13 protein-coding genes are annotated in these 15,589 nt (G+C 62.8%); 9 read left to right on the top strand and 4 right to left on the bottom strand.

All coding sequences use genetic code 11. The features are described from left to right. The first annotated feature begins 8 nt into the window (after positions 1-8). Complete coding sequence (gene flhB / locus AC1D2G_RS12150) at positions 9-1,091, top strand: flagellar biosynthesis protein FlhB (RefSeq protein WP_477414197.1); 1,083 nt, start codon at positions 9-11, stop codon at positions 1,089-1,091. Continuing rightward, positions 1,088-1,525, top strand: coding sequence for a hypothetical protein (locus AC1D2G_RS12145; RefSeq protein ID WP_477306666.1), 438 nt, complete (start codon positions 1,088-1,090; stop codon positions 1,523-1,525). Before flhB ends, AC1D2G_RS12145 begins: the two co-directional genes overlap by 4 nt. Before the next feature lie 147 nt (positions 1,526-1,672). On the opposite strand, the gene AC1D2G_RS12140 is transcribed toward AC1D2G_RS12145, so the two are convergent. After that, positions 1,673-2,443 carry a helix-turn-helix transcriptional regulator gene (locus AC1D2G_RS12140; RefSeq protein WP_477414195.1) on the bottom strand — a complete coding sequence of 257 codons (771 nt, stop codon included), beginning with the start codon at positions 2,441-2,443 and terminating at the stop codon, positions 1,673-1,675. Next, positions 2,440-3,150, bottom strand: a complete 711-nt coding sequence (locus AC1D2G_RS12135; RefSeq protein WP_477414193.1) for a helix-turn-helix transcriptional regulator — start codon at positions 3,148-3,150, stop codon at positions 2,440-2,442. Before AC1D2G_RS12135 ends, AC1D2G_RS12140 begins: the two co-directional genes overlap by 4 nt. Before the next feature lie 508 nt (positions 3,151-3,658). Between AC1D2G_RS12135 and AC1D2G_RS12130 the strand changes: the two genes are divergently transcribed. Together AC1D2G_RS12130 and AC1D2G_RS12125 are read left to right on the top strand one after the other, a co-directional pair. Further along, entirely contained in the window at positions 3,659-6,568 is a 2,910-nt protein-coding gene (locus tag AC1D2G_RS12130) for a M16 family metallopeptidase (protein ID WP_477414191.1), read from the top strand. Between the two features lie 63 nt (positions 6,569-6,631). Next, complete coding sequence (locus tag AC1D2G_RS12125; protein WP_477414189.1) at positions 6,632-7,825, top strand: TMEM43 family protein; 1,194 nt, start codon at positions 6,632-6,634, stop codon at positions 7,823-7,825. A gap of 93 nt (positions 7,826-7,918) precedes the next feature. Here the strand turns inward: AC1D2G_RS12125 and AC1D2G_RS12120 are convergent, their stop codons facing one another. Together AC1D2G_RS12120 and AC1D2G_RS12115 are read right to left on the bottom strand one after the other, a co-directional pair. After that, entirely contained in the window at positions 7,919-8,950 is a 1,032-nt protein-coding gene (locus AC1D2G_RS12120; protein ID WP_477414188.1) for a histone deacetylase family protein, read from the bottom strand. Positions 8,951-8,973: 23 nt separating this feature from the next. Beyond that, positions 8,974-9,627, bottom strand: a complete 654-nt coding sequence (locus AC1D2G_RS12115; protein ID WP_095084491.1) for a TetR/AcrR family transcriptional regulator — start codon at positions 9,625-9,627, stop codon at positions 8,974-8,976. A 257-nt stretch (positions 9,628-9,884) separates the two neighbouring features. Here AC1D2G_RS12115 and AC1D2G_RS12110 point away from each other — a divergent pair, with 257 nt between their 5' ends. From AC1D2G_RS12110 to AC1D2G_RS12090, 5 genes are all read left to right on the top strand, one after another. Continuing rightward, positions 9,885-11,564 carry an amidohydrolase gene (locus AC1D2G_RS12110; RefSeq protein WP_477414186.1) on the top strand — a complete coding sequence of 560 codons (1,680 nt, stop codon included), beginning with the start codon at positions 9,885-9,887 and terminating at the stop codon, positions 11,562-11,564. Positions 11,565-11,703: 139 nt separating this feature from the next. Next, positions 11,704-12,804 (top strand): polyamine ABC transporter ATP-binding protein, encoded by a 1,101-nt coding sequence (locus AC1D2G_RS12105; RefSeq protein WP_184876476.1) that lies wholly within the window; start codon positions 11,704-11,706, stop codon positions 12,802-12,804. A 2-nt stretch (positions 12,805-12,806) separates the two neighbouring features. Beyond that, positions 12,807-13,727 carry an ABC transporter permease gene (locus tag AC1D2G_RS12100; RefSeq protein ID WP_457152088.1) on the top strand — a complete coding sequence of 307 codons (921 nt, stop codon included), beginning with the start codon at positions 12,807-12,809 and terminating at the stop codon, positions 13,725-13,727. Beyond that, positions 13,720-14,520, top strand: coding sequence for an ABC transporter permease (locus tag AC1D2G_RS12095; protein WP_477306677.1), 801 nt, complete (start codon positions 13,720-13,722; stop codon positions 14,518-14,520). Before AC1D2G_RS12100 ends, AC1D2G_RS12095 begins: the two co-directional genes overlap by 8 nt. A gap of 23 nt (positions 14,521-14,543) precedes the next feature. Continuing rightward, positions 14,544-15,578 (top strand): ABC transporter substrate-binding protein, encoded by a 1,035-nt coding sequence (locus tag AC1D2G_RS12090; protein WP_477414184.1) that lies wholly within the window; start codon positions 14,544-14,546, stop codon positions 15,576-15,578. Positions 15,579-15,589: the final 11 nt, after the last annotated feature.

The raw sequence follows: 15,589 nt of genomic DNA, 5'->3' as shown, positions 1-15,589 counted from the left end.
ACCGCGACATGGCTGACGCGGTCGACAAGGATTCTAAAACCGAAGAGGCGACGGAAAAGAAGATCCGCGACACCATCGAACAGGGCAAGCTGCCCCATTCGCGGGAAACGGCGCTGCTGGCATCCTTCGTCGCCATACTGGTGTTCACTGTCTTCTACGCCAAGGACGCCATCATCGATCTCGGCATGTTTCTGTCGATGTTCCTGGAGAAGCCGGAAGCCTGGCCGATGGACACCGAGACCGACGTCATCGCGCTCTACAAGATCGTCCTCCTGGAGGTGGGCCGCGCCATCGTCAGCCTGCTGGTGCTGTTGAGCGTTGCCGGTGTCGGAGCCTCGGTGTTCCAGAACATGCCGCAATTCGTCGGCGAGCGGATCCGGCCGCAACTCTCGCGCATCTCGATTGCCAAGGGCTGGAACAGGCTGTTCGGCATTCAGGGTTGGGTCGAGTTCATGAAGGCTCTCGGCAAGGTCGGTTTCGCCATCGTCGTGCTGAGCTTCACGCTGTCGGAAGACCACCGCAAGCTGCTCGCCGGCATGATCACCAATCCGGTCGCCTTCGGGCTCGTCATCCGTGGCATCGCCGTCGACATCCTGGTGGCGATCGTCTTCGTCATGGGGCTGATCGCGGCGGTCGACATCGTTTGGTCGCGCTTCCACTGGAAGCAGGACCTGCGCATGAGCAAGCAGGAGGTCAAGGACGAGTTCAAGCAGTCCGAGGGCGACCCGATCGTCAAGTCGCGGCTGCGCTCGCTGGCGCGCGACCGGGCGCGCAAACGGATGATGACGGCGGTGCCGCGCGCGACGCTGATCATCGCCAACCCGACCCACTTCTCGATTGCGCTGAAATATGTGCGCGACGAGGATTCGGCGCCGATCGTGCTGGCCAAGGGACAGGACCTGGTGGCGCTGAAAATCCGCGAGATCGCGCGGGAACACAACATCCCGATCTTCGAGGACGTGGCGCTCGCCCGCTCCATGTACAAGCAAGTTTCGGTCGATAATGTGATCCCGTCGCAATTCTATCAGGCCGTCGCCGAACTGGTGCGGGTCGTCTACTCGAAAAAGGCTGAGCGCAGACAGATTTCATGAACCGGCAACCGCACGCAAACTCCCGCGAGATCATCGTCGCCAGCGCCATCGAGCAAGTGGTGGGGGAACTCCGGCTGATCGATGTCGCCGACTACATCGCCTTCATCCGGCTGGAGCATTTCGCGTGCCTGTCGGATCTGGTCGATTCGGCGGTGGAGCTGTTCTTCATGCCAGGTACGCTGCGGCTCGGCCATGGCGGCGAGGCGCATGTCGACTGGACGGGCAGCCCGCGCATCGTGCTCGATCTGGAGTTGAGGCCGCCGGGTGTCACCGTCTATTTCCAGCTGACGCTGAGCGAGCACGGTGCCTCCGTGGTGGTCAACTATGTCTCGTTCGAGAAGCCGGGCGAAGACCCTGAGCACAACACGGCCCTGCTCGAGGCGGTGATCGAACAGGCGCGCATCCGCAGGGTCGAGCCGCTGGCCTTTCGCTGAACATCGGCCGCTTCCGAGCCTTAAAGCGCGTCTCGTCCAAACGGACTCATGCGAGCCGCTTTAAGCCTTTGTTTCCATGCATGTCGTTTTCCCAAAACCGGGCCACTTTTGAGCGGCATGCATTAGCCGCAAGATCCTCGAATTGCCCTATTCGATAAGTCCCAGCCGCAACGCCTTGGCCACCGCCTGGTTGCGGTTGACCGCGTTGAGCTTCTGGGTGGATTGCGTCAGGTACTGGTTGGCGGTGTGCACCGAAAGCTTCAGCAGCCGTGCGATCTCCTCGCTGGTGTTGCCATTGGCGGTCAGCTTCAGGCATTCGAGCTCGCGCTTGGAGATCGCGCGCATGCGGCCGGTATCGCTTGGGCGCATGAGGGCGACAGCGGCGAACAGTGAAAAGCAGCGGGCATGGATCTCGTAGAGCGCGTCCTGCGGCAGGACGATCTCGGACCCCAGGAAGACGACAAGGCCGCATTGCCCACGCTCGGCATGGACGGGGAAGGCGATGCCGCTCGTGCCAGGCGCCAGCGGTGCCATCTGCTCGGTCCAGGCGAGATTGCCGAACGTCTCCGCCATGGCGGCGATGCCGTCGTCGGTCCACCAGCGCGGTTCCGTCGAGTTGCGGGTGTGGCGCACGATCTCCTCGCCATTGGCGCCTGAAATGAACTTGGTCGCCACCGAAATGCCGGGATAGTCGGAATCGAGGCAAGGCACGAGCCGTGCCCGTTCGGCCGACGGGCTGACGAAGAACAGGCCGAAGGCCGAGGCGTTGATGTCGACGGCGATCCAGCGGCAGCGGCGCACGGCGTCTGGAATGGTGACGGCGTGATGGGTCTCGGAGCCGAGCGTGAAGGCGCCGAACGGGTTGCGCTGCTCGTTGAAAAGGGCTTCGGCAGCCTCCTTGATATCGGCCTGTTTCAAATGATGCCGCTCCTGATCGCCGTGGCGATGGCCATCGCGCGGTTGCTGGCCGCGAATTTCTGGATGGCGTGGGTGATGTAGCTGTTGACGGTGTTGGAGGAGACGCCAAGGATGACGGCGACCTCGTCGGTGGTCTTGCCTTCGGAGACCCAGAACAGGCATTCGCGCTCGCGGTCCGACAGCGGATCCTGCATGGCGGCGGCGGCAATCAGCTGCGGGATGTGCGAAAGCGCGTAGCAGCATTTCAGCTGCGCCCTCATCAGCGCCGGCTGGTCGATGCTGCCAACAGTCGCTGCCGAGAACAGAGCGAACAGGCGCTGGCGGCCGACATTCAGCTTGAGTGAATAGACCTCGGCATGACCGAGCACATCGAGAAGGCGGGCCTCCTCGCCGGTGATCAACCCGTTCGTCTCGGGCGCCTGCGATGCCACCAGCGGTCTCGGGCGGATGCCGGGCGCAACGGTGAGCGCGCCTTGTGCAAGCCCGGCGATCAGCCGCTTGCCGATCAGCTCGATGGCGTCGAAAATCCAGTTGGACGAAACGATGCGAGCATCGTTGCGGTCCTGGTCGTGGACAATGGCAACCAGCATGTAGCTGTCGGCGCCGATCTCGGCGGTCAGCTGCATGAAAAAGCTTGTGAGATCACCGCGCGACGTCAGGCGCGAGCCCAATGTATCGGATTGAAGAAGCGCGGCGGGACTGCTCATTCTTGTTGCTTTTGGCCGGAATCGTTTCTGCTGTCCGGATGCTGGGTGCCAGCCGCCGAACCTGAATACGCATTACTTTGACGAAGACACACGCTTGGCGCAGGGCTGCGCCAACCAGATCCGAATCCATTCAGGGAACGCGAAGCCGTCCGCGTCTGGTGCCGGAAAACTCCGGAACAAGAGACTTTGGGTGGTTGCCGCGCCCCCCTAGGACCGGCTGATTCGGGTCTAATCTACCCGCAGTTGAATCTGACATCAAACGCGATTTGACAAAATCGAATCCGATGGACTCGCATGCGACTCAGAGGCGGACTCCCAAGCCCTTTCACCACCCTTGGGTCATGGAAACGCCGACACGAAAAAGCCAGACGCTGTTGTTAAGTTGGCATATCGAGGGCCGATCGATTCCGATAGGTTTCCGCTGACCGGCAGGGATGGGCGTCCCTTCGGTCGGACTGGGCGAGATGGGCAGCGCTTGTTCGCGGCCATCGGCATTGGGGGGGTGATCATGAAGCGGGTTTTCCTGGCGTTCACGGTGATGCTTGCGATCTTGATCGGTGCGTGGGCGGTAGCTCCCGCACAGGCCGAGCCTGTTGTCACCTATGCGCTCGACAACGGGCTGCAGGTGGTGCTGGTGCCTGACCATCGGGCGCCGAAGGTGGTGATGAACCTGCGCTACCGCGTCGGTTCGATGAATGAACCCGCCGGCCGCTCGGGTTTCGCGCATCTGTTCGAGCACCTGATGTTTTCCGGCACGCCGGCCTGGCCGAACGTGTTCGGCGCCCATGCCGCGCTCGGAAACGAAATCAATGCCTGGACCACCGAGGACGGCACCGTGTTCTATGTCGACGGGCTGTCGTCGTCGCTGCCCATGATCCTGTCGCTGGAAGCCGACCGCATGGCCAATCTCGGCCGTTCGGTAACGCAGGCCAAGCTCGACCTGCAGCGCTCGGTGGTCAAGAACGAGATGCGCCAGAACGTGCTGGACAAGGCCGGCGCATCCGGCTGGGAGGCCTTCTGGTCAGGGCTGTTCCCGAAACCGCATCCCTACAGCCGCATGGTCATCGGCTCGGTCGCCGACCTCGACGCGGCGACGCTGGACGACGTGCGCGGTTTCTTCAACACCTATTATTTGCCCAACAATGCGGTGCTGGTGCTGGTCGGCGACCTCAAGGTCGATGACACCAAGGCGCTGATTGCCGACACGTTCGGCCGGGTGCCGAGCGGCGCCGATGTGGCTCGGCCAGCAGTGCCCGAGCCGACGCAGGCGCGACTCAAGCTGGTGCTCGAGGACCGTGTGCCGAGCCCCGTCATCGTGGTCGGCTTCAGCGGCCCGGCGGCGCAATCGCCAGACAATGGCGCGCTCAGCATCGCTGCCGAAGTGCTCGGCAATGGCGAATACGGCTTCCTGCGCAATCGCCTCGTCTCGGAACAGGGCGTCGCCACCTATGCCAACGCGAGCTGGACCGGCGGATTGCTTGGCGGCCGCTTCACCTTCGAGGCCGGCGCGGCGGCAGGCGTGACGCCCGAAGCGCTCGAAGGCGCGATGAAAGCCGCTTTCGCGGATTTCCAGAAGATGCCGCTTGATGCGGCCGATGTCGAACGCGCGCGCAACGGGATATTGCTGGCCACGCGGCTCGGCAGCGAAGCGCTGAAGGATCGCGCCGGCACGGTTTCCTACAACGCCGACATTCTCGGCGACGCGCAAAGCGCGCTGGTCGACGATCCGCACGTCAGGAATGCCAGCGTCGCTGATGTCGAAGCAACGATGAAGCGGCTGCTGAGGCCGGAAGATGCAAGCGTGCTGGTGTTGAAGCCGGGTCCGCGCGGCGGCTACCCCGACGCGCTGATCGGATCGTCCGGCACGCCGTTGCCGTTCACGGCGCCGGAGCGGGCAGCGATCGATATTCCGAAGCACCAGGCCGGCGAGGCACCTTCGGCGGCGTTGCCCGCCATGGAAACGGCGACGCTGTCGAACGGCATCAAGCTCGTCCACTACACCATGCCGGAAGCGCCGATGGTCTATGTGGCGGCCAGCGCCGACGGCGGCTGGAACAGTGTGCCGGAAGGCAAGGAAGGGCTGCTCGAGCTTGCCGCAAGCATGGCAACGCGTGGCGCCGGCGAGCGCGGCTCGGCCGACTTCGCCAAGGCGACCAGCGATATCGGTGCCAGCGTCGGCTATCAGGCCGGATACCTGACCACCGCGATGACGCTCGGCGTGCCGCCGGAAAAACTGGACCAAGGTGTCGGTCTGCTTGCCGATGCGGTGCTGAAGCCGCGTTTCGACAACGCCGACTGGAGCGTGCTGATGGCGCAGACCGTCGACTGGCTCAATGGCCGCGAGGCGGACCTGCCGGGCGTTGCCGGCCGCGCGGCCAAGGCGGCGCTGATTCCACAGGTGCCTGACAAGGCCGCGATCGACTGGTCGGCCAAGGCGCTGGCCTCGATCTCGCTCGACGATGCCAGGTCCGCCTTCAAAATGGAGTTCACGCCGAAGGCAGTGACGTTCTACAGCGTCGGTCCGATGCCTGTCGCGACGGTTGCAGCAAGCCTCGAAAAGGCGTTCGGCACGTGGGCGGATGACGCCGCCGGCTATGCGGTCGAGCCATCGCCTGGGGCGCATTTCAATGGCGGCCAGAAAGTGCTGCTGGTGCCCGAGCCCGGCGCCAGCCAGTCGGCGCTGTTCGTGGCGCGGCCGGCGCCCGGCACCGACGAGGGCGAGCGCGCGGAATCGACCGCGGTCGCCAATCTGCTCGGCGACGATTTCTCCAGCCGGCTGAACTCGGTGATCCGCGAGGAGAAAGGCTATTCCTATGGCGTGTCGAGCTATCTGCTGAGCCCGATGAAAGCTGGTTCCGGGTTGGTGGTGGCAACCACCGTCGAGCGGGCCAACACCGGTCCGGCGATCACCGAGATCCTGAAAGGCTTTGCCGGCCTGACCACCTTGCCAGTGGCGCAGGACGAGGTCGACCGTACGGTGACGGTCTATCGCCGGGCGTTGGCCGGATCGGCGGAGACTTCGGCAGGGCTGTTCGGTTCGCTGATCGGTGCCGTCGGCTCCGGTTCGACGCTGGAGGACCAGCAGAGCCGGATGACGGCGCGCACCCAACTGACGCTCGGTGCGGTGCAGAAGCAGGCGCTGGCACTGTCTTCGCTCGATCCGTCGCTGATCGTGGTGGCAGGCGACCCGGATGTGGTGATGCCGCAGCTTGCCACGATCGGCCTTAGGAATGTCGAGATCGTCAAGCGCGACGCGGAAGGCGAGCAGACGGCGATGCGGGCGCTTGACCTTTTCGGCGGCAAGCAGCAAGCGCCGCTGTCCGCCTCGCCATGGCGGGTCGGCGACGGCGGCACGACGCGGGCGGTGCATTCCTGTGCTTCGGCCAAGGATTGCGGTGCGCAAATCCACGCCGATTGATCGGTTCAATGCGCGGCCACCGGCCGCGCGCAAATCTTGGCACTGTTGGTTTCGGGGGAAACGATGAGCGATTCATTTCGGGAAGTTACATCCGTCTCGTGGTTCGGTCGGATCAAGCGCGCGGTCGGTGGTGTCATCTTCGGCCTGCTTTTGATCGTGCTGATGGTGATCGGCCTGTTCTGGAACGAGGGCCGCGCGGTGCAGACGGCACGCTCGCTCGCCGAAGGGGCTGGCGCCGTGGTCTCTGTCAGCGCCGACAGCGTCGACGCCGCCAATGACGGCAGGCTGGTGCATGTCAGCGGGCCGGTGACGGCGGACAGCGGCCTGTCCGATCCGGATTTCGGTATCGCGGCGCAAGGGCTGCGCCTGTCGCGCGACGTCGAGATGTACCAGTGGAAGGAAGAGTCCAAATCCGAGACCACCAAGAAACTTGGCGGCGGCGAAGAGACGGTCACGACCTACAGCTATTCGAAGGTGTGGGACGACAGCCAGATCGACTCCTCGGATTTCAAGAAGCCGGACGGCCACCAGAATCCGCCGATGGCGATCCACAGCCGGACCTTCCAGATTCCGGAAGGCAAGCTCAGTGCTTTCACGCTCGATCAGCCGGTGCTCGATCGCATCGAGGGTGACAAGGACTATTCGCTGTCGGCCAGTCAGTCAGCCGCGATCAAGGCCGCCTATACCGGCGCCAGGCCGCTCAACATCGTCGACGGCAAGATCTATCTCGGCGTCGACACGACGACGCCGGCGCTGGGCGACTACCGCATCGGCTACGAACTGGCGCCGCTCGGCGTGGTCAGCATCGTGGCACGTCAGGCCGGCAGCCGGTTCGTACCCTACCAGACGGTGGCCGGCGACGAATTGCTGATGGTCGACACCGGCACTGTCCCGGCCGACAAGATGTTTGCCGAAGCCGTCAGCGCAAACACGCTGATCACCTGGCTGCTGCGCGCTGCCGGCCTGCTGTTGCTGACCATCGGCTTTGCCCTGTTCCTCAGCCCGATCGGGGTGATCCTCGACGTCATTCCGTTCCTTGGCAGCATGGCGCGGATGGGCACCGGCATCATCGCCTTCTTCCTGGCGATCCTGGTCGGCACGACGACGATCGCCATCGCCTGGTTCTGGTATCGGCCGGTTCTGGCGGCGGGCATCCTGGCCGCCGGCGTCATCGCGGCGGCGGCGGTCTATTATTTCGGCCGCTCACGCAAGGCAGCCGCACCGGCGGTCGTGCCGAGCACCGGCACCGCAACCTGATCGCGAGAACCCCGGCAGCGCCGCCGCCCGGTCCCTCGCTTTGCTTCTGCTGTCGGTGCCCCAAAATCGCTGACGCCTTTGGGGCGACGGCATTTACCTGCCCTCGAAACCGGTCAGCACGCCGACGGCGTTGACGCCGATCTCCTCGACGGCATAGCCGCCTTCCATGACGAACAGCGTCGGCAGGCCGAGCCTGGCGATGCGGCGGCCGATCTTGGGATAGTCCGATGTCTTCAGCTTGAACTGGCTGATCGGGTCCTTCTCGAAAGTGTCGACGCCGAGCGAGACGACGACGACGTCCGGCGCGTAAGCGGCAAGCCTGGCGCAGGCATCTTCAAGCGAGGCATTCCAGGCGTCCCAGCCGGTGCCGAACGGCATCGGATAGTTGATGTTGAAGCCTTCACCGGCGCCCGAACCACGTTCATCGGCATGGCCGAGGAAAAAGGGATATTCTACCATCGGATCGCCGTGCAGATTGAGGACCTGCACGTCGGCGCGGTCATAGAAGATCTCCTGCGTGCCGTTGCCATGATGGTAGTCGACATCGAGGATGGACACACGGCTGGCGCCCTGGTCGAGGAACCATTGCGCGGCGACAGCGGCGTTGTTGATGAAGCAATAGCCGCCCATGAATCCGGCTCCCGCATGATGGCCCGGCGGGCGGCAGAGCGCGAAAGCGGATAGCTCGCCGCCCTTGACCAGGCCGGCGGCGGTCAGCGCCACGTCATAGGACGACTTGATCGCGGCCCATGTGCCTTCCACGAAGGTGGCGCCGGCATCGAAGGAATAATAACCGAGCAGGGCGTCGATGCGCTTTGGCGGCACGTCGCCGCGCAGGCCGCGGGTCGGCCATGTGAAGGGCATCGCCGAGCCCTTGAAGCCGGCTTCCACCCATTGCGGCCAGACCGTCGGCAGGAAGTCGATGTAGTCAGCCCTGTGGATACGCTTGGCGGCGACAAGATCGTGCTCGAGCGGCAGGACGATCGGACCCAGTTTCTCGCTTTCGACCCGCGCCTTGATGAATTCGGCCCGCGAGGGCATTTCGAAACCCGGCACGATCGCGGCGGTGACCAGTTCCATCTGGCCGGCATGGCCAGCATGAAGCGGCGAATAGACAGTCTTCATGAAATTCCTCTCGAAGTGCGAAATCAGTCAAGGTTGAGATAGGGGCTCACCAGAGCGAGCCACATGGTTTCCACATCGTCCTCGATGAGGTTGTATGTCCTGCGATCCCTCTTCAGTCCGACCAGCCGGCAGGCGTGCCCGACCTCCATCATCACAAGGCCGAGCCGTTTGGCGATCTTGTCTTCGAGAACAGGATTCACATGCCGCAGCCAGGCGGCGTAAAGCGCAATGATCTGCTCGTCATATTCGTCCTGGATAGGCCTGAGATCGGCATTGCCTGAAATGGCCTCGATCACCGGCATCAGGGTCGCGTTCTCGAGATAGATACTGGACGTGTCGATAAAGAGCTTGCGCACTTCGCGCCGGAATTCTTCGCGGTTGGTGGGCCGGGGGACCTTGATGCGCTTCTCGATCACTTCGGGAAAGGAGGACAGCCAGCGCCGGGCGAGGTCCAGAAGAATGGCTTCCTTGTTGGGGAAGTATTGGTAGACCGAACCGACCGACAGGCCTGCGCGCTGCGCAATGGCGAGCGTCGTCGGCGTCTTGGTTCCTTGCTCCCGCGTCAGGATCAGCGCTGCGTCGAGAATCCTGTCGACCACCTTGCTCGACCGTTGTTGGCGCGGCTGCTTGCGCGGTTCGAGCGCTATCCTGGTTTTGCGGTCGAGACTGCGCTTCACTGCCTGATGCCCCCGTTCCCCGCCCGGTCCCAACACACGGGGAGGGTGCTGTCCACAATACATTCCAAATTCCGCATGTTGACAAACGCGAATAAACAGTCGCATTCTTTATCCACGCTGTCTTCAGGGATAACAAGGGGAATTTCGAAGACAGCATGCTGGCATCGTTTTTTGTCCGTAGCGCCGCTCCAGTGGAGTGGCCGCTCGTGGGCACAGGGTTGTCGGTCTCAGTCAGTCGTCAAAAGCGCGGAGTCGCGATGTCTGTCACGGGTGCGGGTCATAATGCTGATCTGATCGCCATCAACGGTCGCGTGCTGACCATGGACCATGACAATCCCGTCACAGAGGCTGTTGCCGTCAAGGACGGCGCCATCATCGCCATCGGCAGCCGCGCCTCCATCGAAGAGCTCAAGGGACCGGCCACCAAGGTCATCGACGCCAAGGGCGGTTCGGTGATCCCGGGCTTCATCGAAGCCCATATGCATCTGTTTTCAGGCGGGGCTGAACTTGCCCACCTCCAGCTCACCGGTATTCACGGGTTCGAGGCGCTGCAAAAGGCGATCCGCGACTATGCGCCGACCCAGCCGGATGCGAAAATGCTGGTCGGGCAGGGCGTCGACTACACGGTGCTCGGCAGCGAGCGGGTGACACGACACCATCTCGACGCCATTTTGCCCGATCGCCCCTTCTGCATGGCGGCGCCCGATCATCACACCATGTGGGCCAACACCAGGGCGCTGGAAATGGCCGGCATCCTGCATGGGCGCACGCTCGGCCCGGGCAACGAGATCGTCATGGGCGATGATGGCCTGGCCGGCGGCGAATTGCGCGAGGGCGAAGCCTTCGGTCCGGTGCTTGACCTTGCCGGCGAAAGCCGGGTGCGGCTGGGCCTGGCCACAGGCGGCGAGCCGGATCCGATGCCGACCGCGGCCGAGCGGGCCGCCGACCGCGATATCATGCGGCGCGGGCTTGCCTGGTGCGCGCGCCACGGCATCACCTCGATCCAGAACATGGACGGCAATCTCTATCAGCTCGAGCTGCTGGCCGAGATCGAAGCCGAGGAAGGGCTGCCCTGCCGCGTGCAGATACCGTTCCACTACAAGAATTTCATGACGCTCGACATGCTCGACAAGGCGTCCGACATGGCCGAGCGCTACAACAGCGAGTGGCTGTCGTCAGGCATGGTCAAGGTGTTCTACGACGGCGTGCTGGATTCCTGGACAGCGGTCATGGTCGAGCCCTATGCCGACCGTCAGGACTGGGTCGGCGAGCCGCTGTTCACGCCGCAACAATTCATCGACCTGGCTGTCGCCGTCGACAAACGCGGGCTGCAGATCGCCGTGCATTCGATCGGCGACGGCGCCGTGCGCGCGGTGCTCGACGGTTACGAAGCGGCGCAGAAGGCCAATGGCAAGCGCGACAGCCGCCACCGGATTGAGCACATCGAGGTCACCACCGCCGCCGACGTTCCGCGCTTTGCCGAACTCGGCGTCATCGCTTCCATGCAGCCGCCGCACCCGCCTGGCGCCATGGATTTTCCGCTGGAGCCGACCGTATCGCGCATCGGGCCGGCGCGGTGGCCGTTGAGCTATGCCTGGCGGACCTTGAAGGATGCCGGCGCGCGCGTGGTCTTCGCGTCGGACTGGCCGGTGTCGCCGATCGATCCGATCCTGGGCATCCAGGCGGCAGTGTTGCGCAAACCGTGGGCAGAAGGCGACCCGGACCAGAGTTTCTCGCTGCATGAATCCCTCGCCGGCTACACTGTCGAAGGCGCCTATGCCGAATTCGCCGAGCACCACAAGGGCATGCTGAAGTCTGGCTATATGGCGGATCTGGTGGTGCTCTCGGCCGATATCGAGGCGACCGCGCCGGAGGCTTTGCACAAGGTGCATCCGGTAACGACGATCTGCGGTGGCAAGATCACCTATCAGGCCTGACTGTGGCATGAGGCTTGCTAGCCAAATTACGAATTGAACTGTGATTCAGTGCCGGGCTTGCCAACATACCGGCCTTGTGTTCACATCGAACAGGGGAAAATTCCGCCAGCAAGAGCGGGGTCAACAGTGAGGCGTAATCGTGCCGGACAAACCGGATCGGAATGCGATTGAAGTTGTCAAAGTAAGCAAAATTTTCGGATCAGGAGAAGGGCAAGTCGCTGCCCTCGATACGGTCTCGGTATCCATCCGCGAAAACGAGTTCTTTACGCTGCTCGGCCCGTCGGGCTGCGGAAAGACGACGTTGCTGCGGCTGATTGCCGGCTTCGACTTTCCAACCGCCGGCGAAATTCTGCTTTACGGTCAGGACATCGCGCCGCTGCCGCCGTTCAAGCGGCCGGTCAACACCGTCTTCCAGTCCTATGCGCTGTTTCCGCACATGACCGTGGCCGAGAATATCGGCTTTGGCCTGGAGATGCTGGGCAAGCCGAAGGCTGAGATCAAGGCGCGCGTCGACGCGATGTTGAAGCTGGTCAAGATGGAAGCGCTCAGCGCGCGCCGCACCAGCCAGATCTCCGGCGGCCAGCAGCAGCGTGTGGCGCTGGCAAGGGCGCTCGCTCCGCAGCCGAAAGTGCTGCTGCTCGATGAGCCGTTGTCGGCGCTCGACTACAAGCTGCGCAAGGAAATGCAGATCGAGCTGAAGCGGCTACAGCACGAGACCGGCATCACCTTCATCTTCGTCACCCATGACCAGGAGGAAGCGCTGACCATGTCGGACCGCATCGCGGTGATGTCGTCAGGCAAGATCCTGCAGGTCGGCTCGCCGCGCGACATCTACGACCGGCCGTCGGAACGCTTCGTCGCCGATTTCATCGGCGAGTCGAACTTCCTCAAGGCCGAGGTGGTTGGTGTCTCGGCAGGCCGCGCGACGGTAAAACTGTCGTCGGGCACGGAAATCCCGGCCTCGCTGCCGGAGGGCCTGGTTCCCAAGGGCAAGGTTACCATCGTCGTGCGCCCCGAACATGCGCAGTTGAGCGCCGCAAGCCCCAGCGCTTCGCTGTCAGGCACGGTCGAGAACATCGTCTATCTCGGCACCGACACGCATTTCCATCTGCGCCTCGCCGATGGTGAGCCCTTCATCGTGCGGCGCCAGAACAGCCGTGGCACCGGCGACGGTATCGTCCAGGGTGGCAAGGTCGGCATCCTGATTGGCGGCGACGCCGCCCAGGTCTTGAAGGACTGACGATGGCGACCGCAGAGGAAGTCGCCAAGGCAGCAGAGCGGCGCGATATCCGCGACCGCTGGCTTTTGTCAGCCCCAGCACTGCTGGTCATTTTTCTCGCCGCGACCGGCCCGTTGCTGATCGTGCTTGTCTATTCGTTCCTGACGCCCGGCGCCTATGGCGACGTGAAGTGGCAGTTTTCATCCGATGCCTGGTTGTCGGTGTTCATGGAACGCGACATTTTTGACGATACGCTTTCTCTCGCGGCAGCGCATGTCACCATCTTCTGGCGCTCGATCAAGCTTGCCGTGGTGACCACGCTCGCCACATTGGCGCTCGGTTTCCCGACCGCCTATTTCATGGCGACACGCAGCGAAAAGACCAGGGATCTCTGGCTCTTCCTGATCACCATTCCGTTCTGGACCAACCTTCTGATCCGCACTTTTGCCGTGCTGCAGATCATCCGCAACGAAGGCATCGTCAACACGATCCTGCTCAAGCTCGGCATCATCTCTGCACCGATCCAGATCCTCTTCACCGATACGGCGATCCTGATCGGCATGGCCTATGTCTATCTACCGCTGATGGTGCTGCCGATCTACGCCAGCATGGAGAAGCTCGATTTCCGGCTGGTCGAGGCGGGCTACGATCTCTACGCGACACGCTTCAAGGTGCTGCGGAAGATCATTTTCCCGCTGGTCAAACCCGGCGTCATCGCCGGCTCCATCCTGGTCTTCATTCCAGCACTCGGCGCCTATGTGACACCAAGCGTGCTTGGCGGCGGCAAGAATATGATGCTGTCCAACCTTATCGAATTGCAGTTCGGCCAAGGCCGCAACTGGCCGCTCGGTTCAGCGCTGTCGATCGCCGTCATGATCATCGTGATGGTGGCACTGCTTGCCTATGTGCGCAATGCCGGAACGTCAGGGGTGCGTCATGGCTAGCAATTTCTCCATCAAGCATCAGCCGGGCTTTACCGCGATCGCGGCGACCTGCTTCGTCTTGCTCTACCTGCCCATCATCGTGCTGGTCGTCTATGCCTTCAATGCGGCGAACTCGACATCGGAATGGGGCGGCTTCTCGCTCAGATGGTTCCAGTCGGCGTGGCAGAACACGCAGGTCATCGATGCGACCCTGCGTTCGTTCCAGATCGGCGCCACCGCCGCGGTGTTCTCGACCATCTTCGCCACCATGGCCGCGCTCGCCACGACGCGGACGGCGCCCTATCCGGGTCTGACGTTCAAATATGCGGCGATCAACCAGCCGCTGATGGTGCCCGAGATCGTCACCGGCGTGGCGTTGCTGATCTTCTTCTCGCGCATCAAGATCTTCACCGGCTATTCCGGCCTCGGCTACCTGATCGCCGCGCATACGGCGTTCTGCATTCCCTTCGCCTATCTGCCGATCCGGGCGCGGCTGGAGAACATGGATCTGACGCTGGAGCGCGCCGCGGCCGATCTCTACGCGACGCCGTGGAAGACCTTTCGCCGCATCACGCTACCGCTTTTGTGGCCCGGCATGCTGGCCGGACTGATGCTGGCCTTCGTCATCTCGCTCGACGACGTCGTCATCACCGAGTTCGTCAAATCCGGTGGCCAGGACACGCTGCCCACTTACATGCTCGGCCAGATCCGCCGTGGCGTAACACCCGAGATCAACGCGATATCGACCGCTTTCCTGCTGCTCTCGGTCGCGATCGTCACGTTGTTTTTCTTCGTCAGCAGGAAACGAAACTGAAACCAACAATGGGAGTTAGAACGATGAACTGGAAGACAACAGCGACCGCCATGGGGTTGGCGTTGCTCGCTTCGACGGGCCTGGCTCGCGCCGATGGCGAACTGAACATCTACAATTGGGGCAACTACACCAGCCCCGATGTGATCAAGAAGTTCGAGGATAAATACAAGATCAAGGTGACCATCACCGACTACGATTCCAACGACACCGCGCTCGCCAAGATCCGGCAGGGCGGCACCGGCTTCGACATCGCCGTGCCATCGCAGACCTACGTGCCGATCTGGATCAAGGAAGGCCTCCTGCTCGAAACCGATCCGGGCAAGATGGAGAACTTCAAGAACGTGGCGCCGGAATGGGCCAATCCTGAATTCGATCCGGGCCGCAAATATTCGGTGCCGTGGGCGTGGGGAACGATCGGCGTCGTCGTCAACACCGATGCCTACAAGGGGCCGGCCGATACGTGGGGCATCGTCTTCAACACGCCCGACGAGCTGAAGGGCAAGGTCAACGTCGTTCCTGAAATGAACGATGTCATCTTCGCGGCGATCAAATATGTCGGCGGCCAGCAATGCACCGACGACAAGACGGTGCTGAAGAAGGTGCGCGACCTGCTGGTGGCGGCCAAGCCGAACTGGATCGCGATGGAATACAACACCATCGAAAAGATGGTACCCGGCGACTTCAAGGCGACCAGCGACTGGAACGGCTCGGCGCTGCGCCAGCGTCTGGCCAACCCGGCCATCCATTACAACTATCCGAAGGAAGGCTTTGGCCTGTGGAGCGACAATGTCGTCGTCCTGAAGGACGCCAAGAACGTCGAGAACGCCAAGCTGTTCCAGAACTTCATCATGGATCCGGAAAACGCGGCTGGCCTCTCGGCCTTCCACCGCTACGCCAACGCCATCACCGGCTCGGACAAATACATGCCGGCTGACATGAAGGACGCGCCGGAAGTCGTCATTCCGGCCGACGCCAAGCCGAAAGGCGAATTCCAGAAGATGTGCGCGCCGGAAACGCAGGAACTCTACACGAAGATCTGGACCGAACTGCAGAAGTAATCGCTGCATGA

This window comes from Mesorhizobium sp. P2_C7 (assembly GCF_056404515.1).
This window is presented reverse-complemented; position numbering and strand designations above follow the sequence as displayed.

Excerpts from the sequence above, each read along its gene's own strand:
- flhB (WP_477414197.1), top strand. The coding sequence starts at position 9 with ATGGCTGACGCGGTCGACAAGGATTCTAAAACCGAAGAGGCGACGGAA.
- AC1D2G_RS12145 (WP_477306666.1), top strand. The coding sequence starts at position 1,088 with ATGAACCGGCAACCGCACGCAAACTCCCGCGAGATCATCGTCGCCAGC.
- AC1D2G_RS12135 (WP_477414193.1), bottom strand. The coding sequence starts at position 3,150 with ATGAGCAGTCCCGCCGCGCTTCTTCAATCCGATACATTGGGCTCGCGC.
- AC1D2G_RS12130 (WP_477414191.1), top strand. The coding sequence starts at position 3,659 with ATGAAGCGGGTTTTCCTGGCGTTCACGGTGATGCTTGCGATCTTGATC.
- AC1D2G_RS12125 (WP_477414189.1), top strand. The coding sequence starts at position 6,632 with ATGAGCGATTCATTTCGGGAAGTTACATCCGTCTCGTGGTTCGGTCGG.
- AC1D2G_RS12120 (WP_477414188.1), bottom strand. The coding sequence starts at position 8,950 with ATGAAGACTGTCTATTCGCCGCTTCATGCTGGCCATGCCGGCCAGATG.
- AC1D2G_RS12110 (WP_477414186.1), top strand. The coding sequence starts at position 9,885 with ATGTCTGTCACGGGTGCGGGTCATAATGCTGATCTGATCGCCATCAAC.
- AC1D2G_RS12100 (WP_457152088.1), top strand. The coding sequence starts at position 12,807 with ATGGCGACCGCAGAGGAAGTCGCCAAGGCAGCAGAGCGGCGCGATATC.
- AC1D2G_RS12095 (WP_477306677.1), top strand. The coding sequence starts at position 13,720 with ATGGCTAGCAATTTCTCCATCAAGCATCAGCCGGGCTTTACCGCGATC.
- AC1D2G_RS12090 (WP_477414184.1), top strand. The coding sequence starts at position 14,544 with ATGAACTGGAAGACAACAGCGACCGCCATGGGGTTGGCGTTGCTCGCT.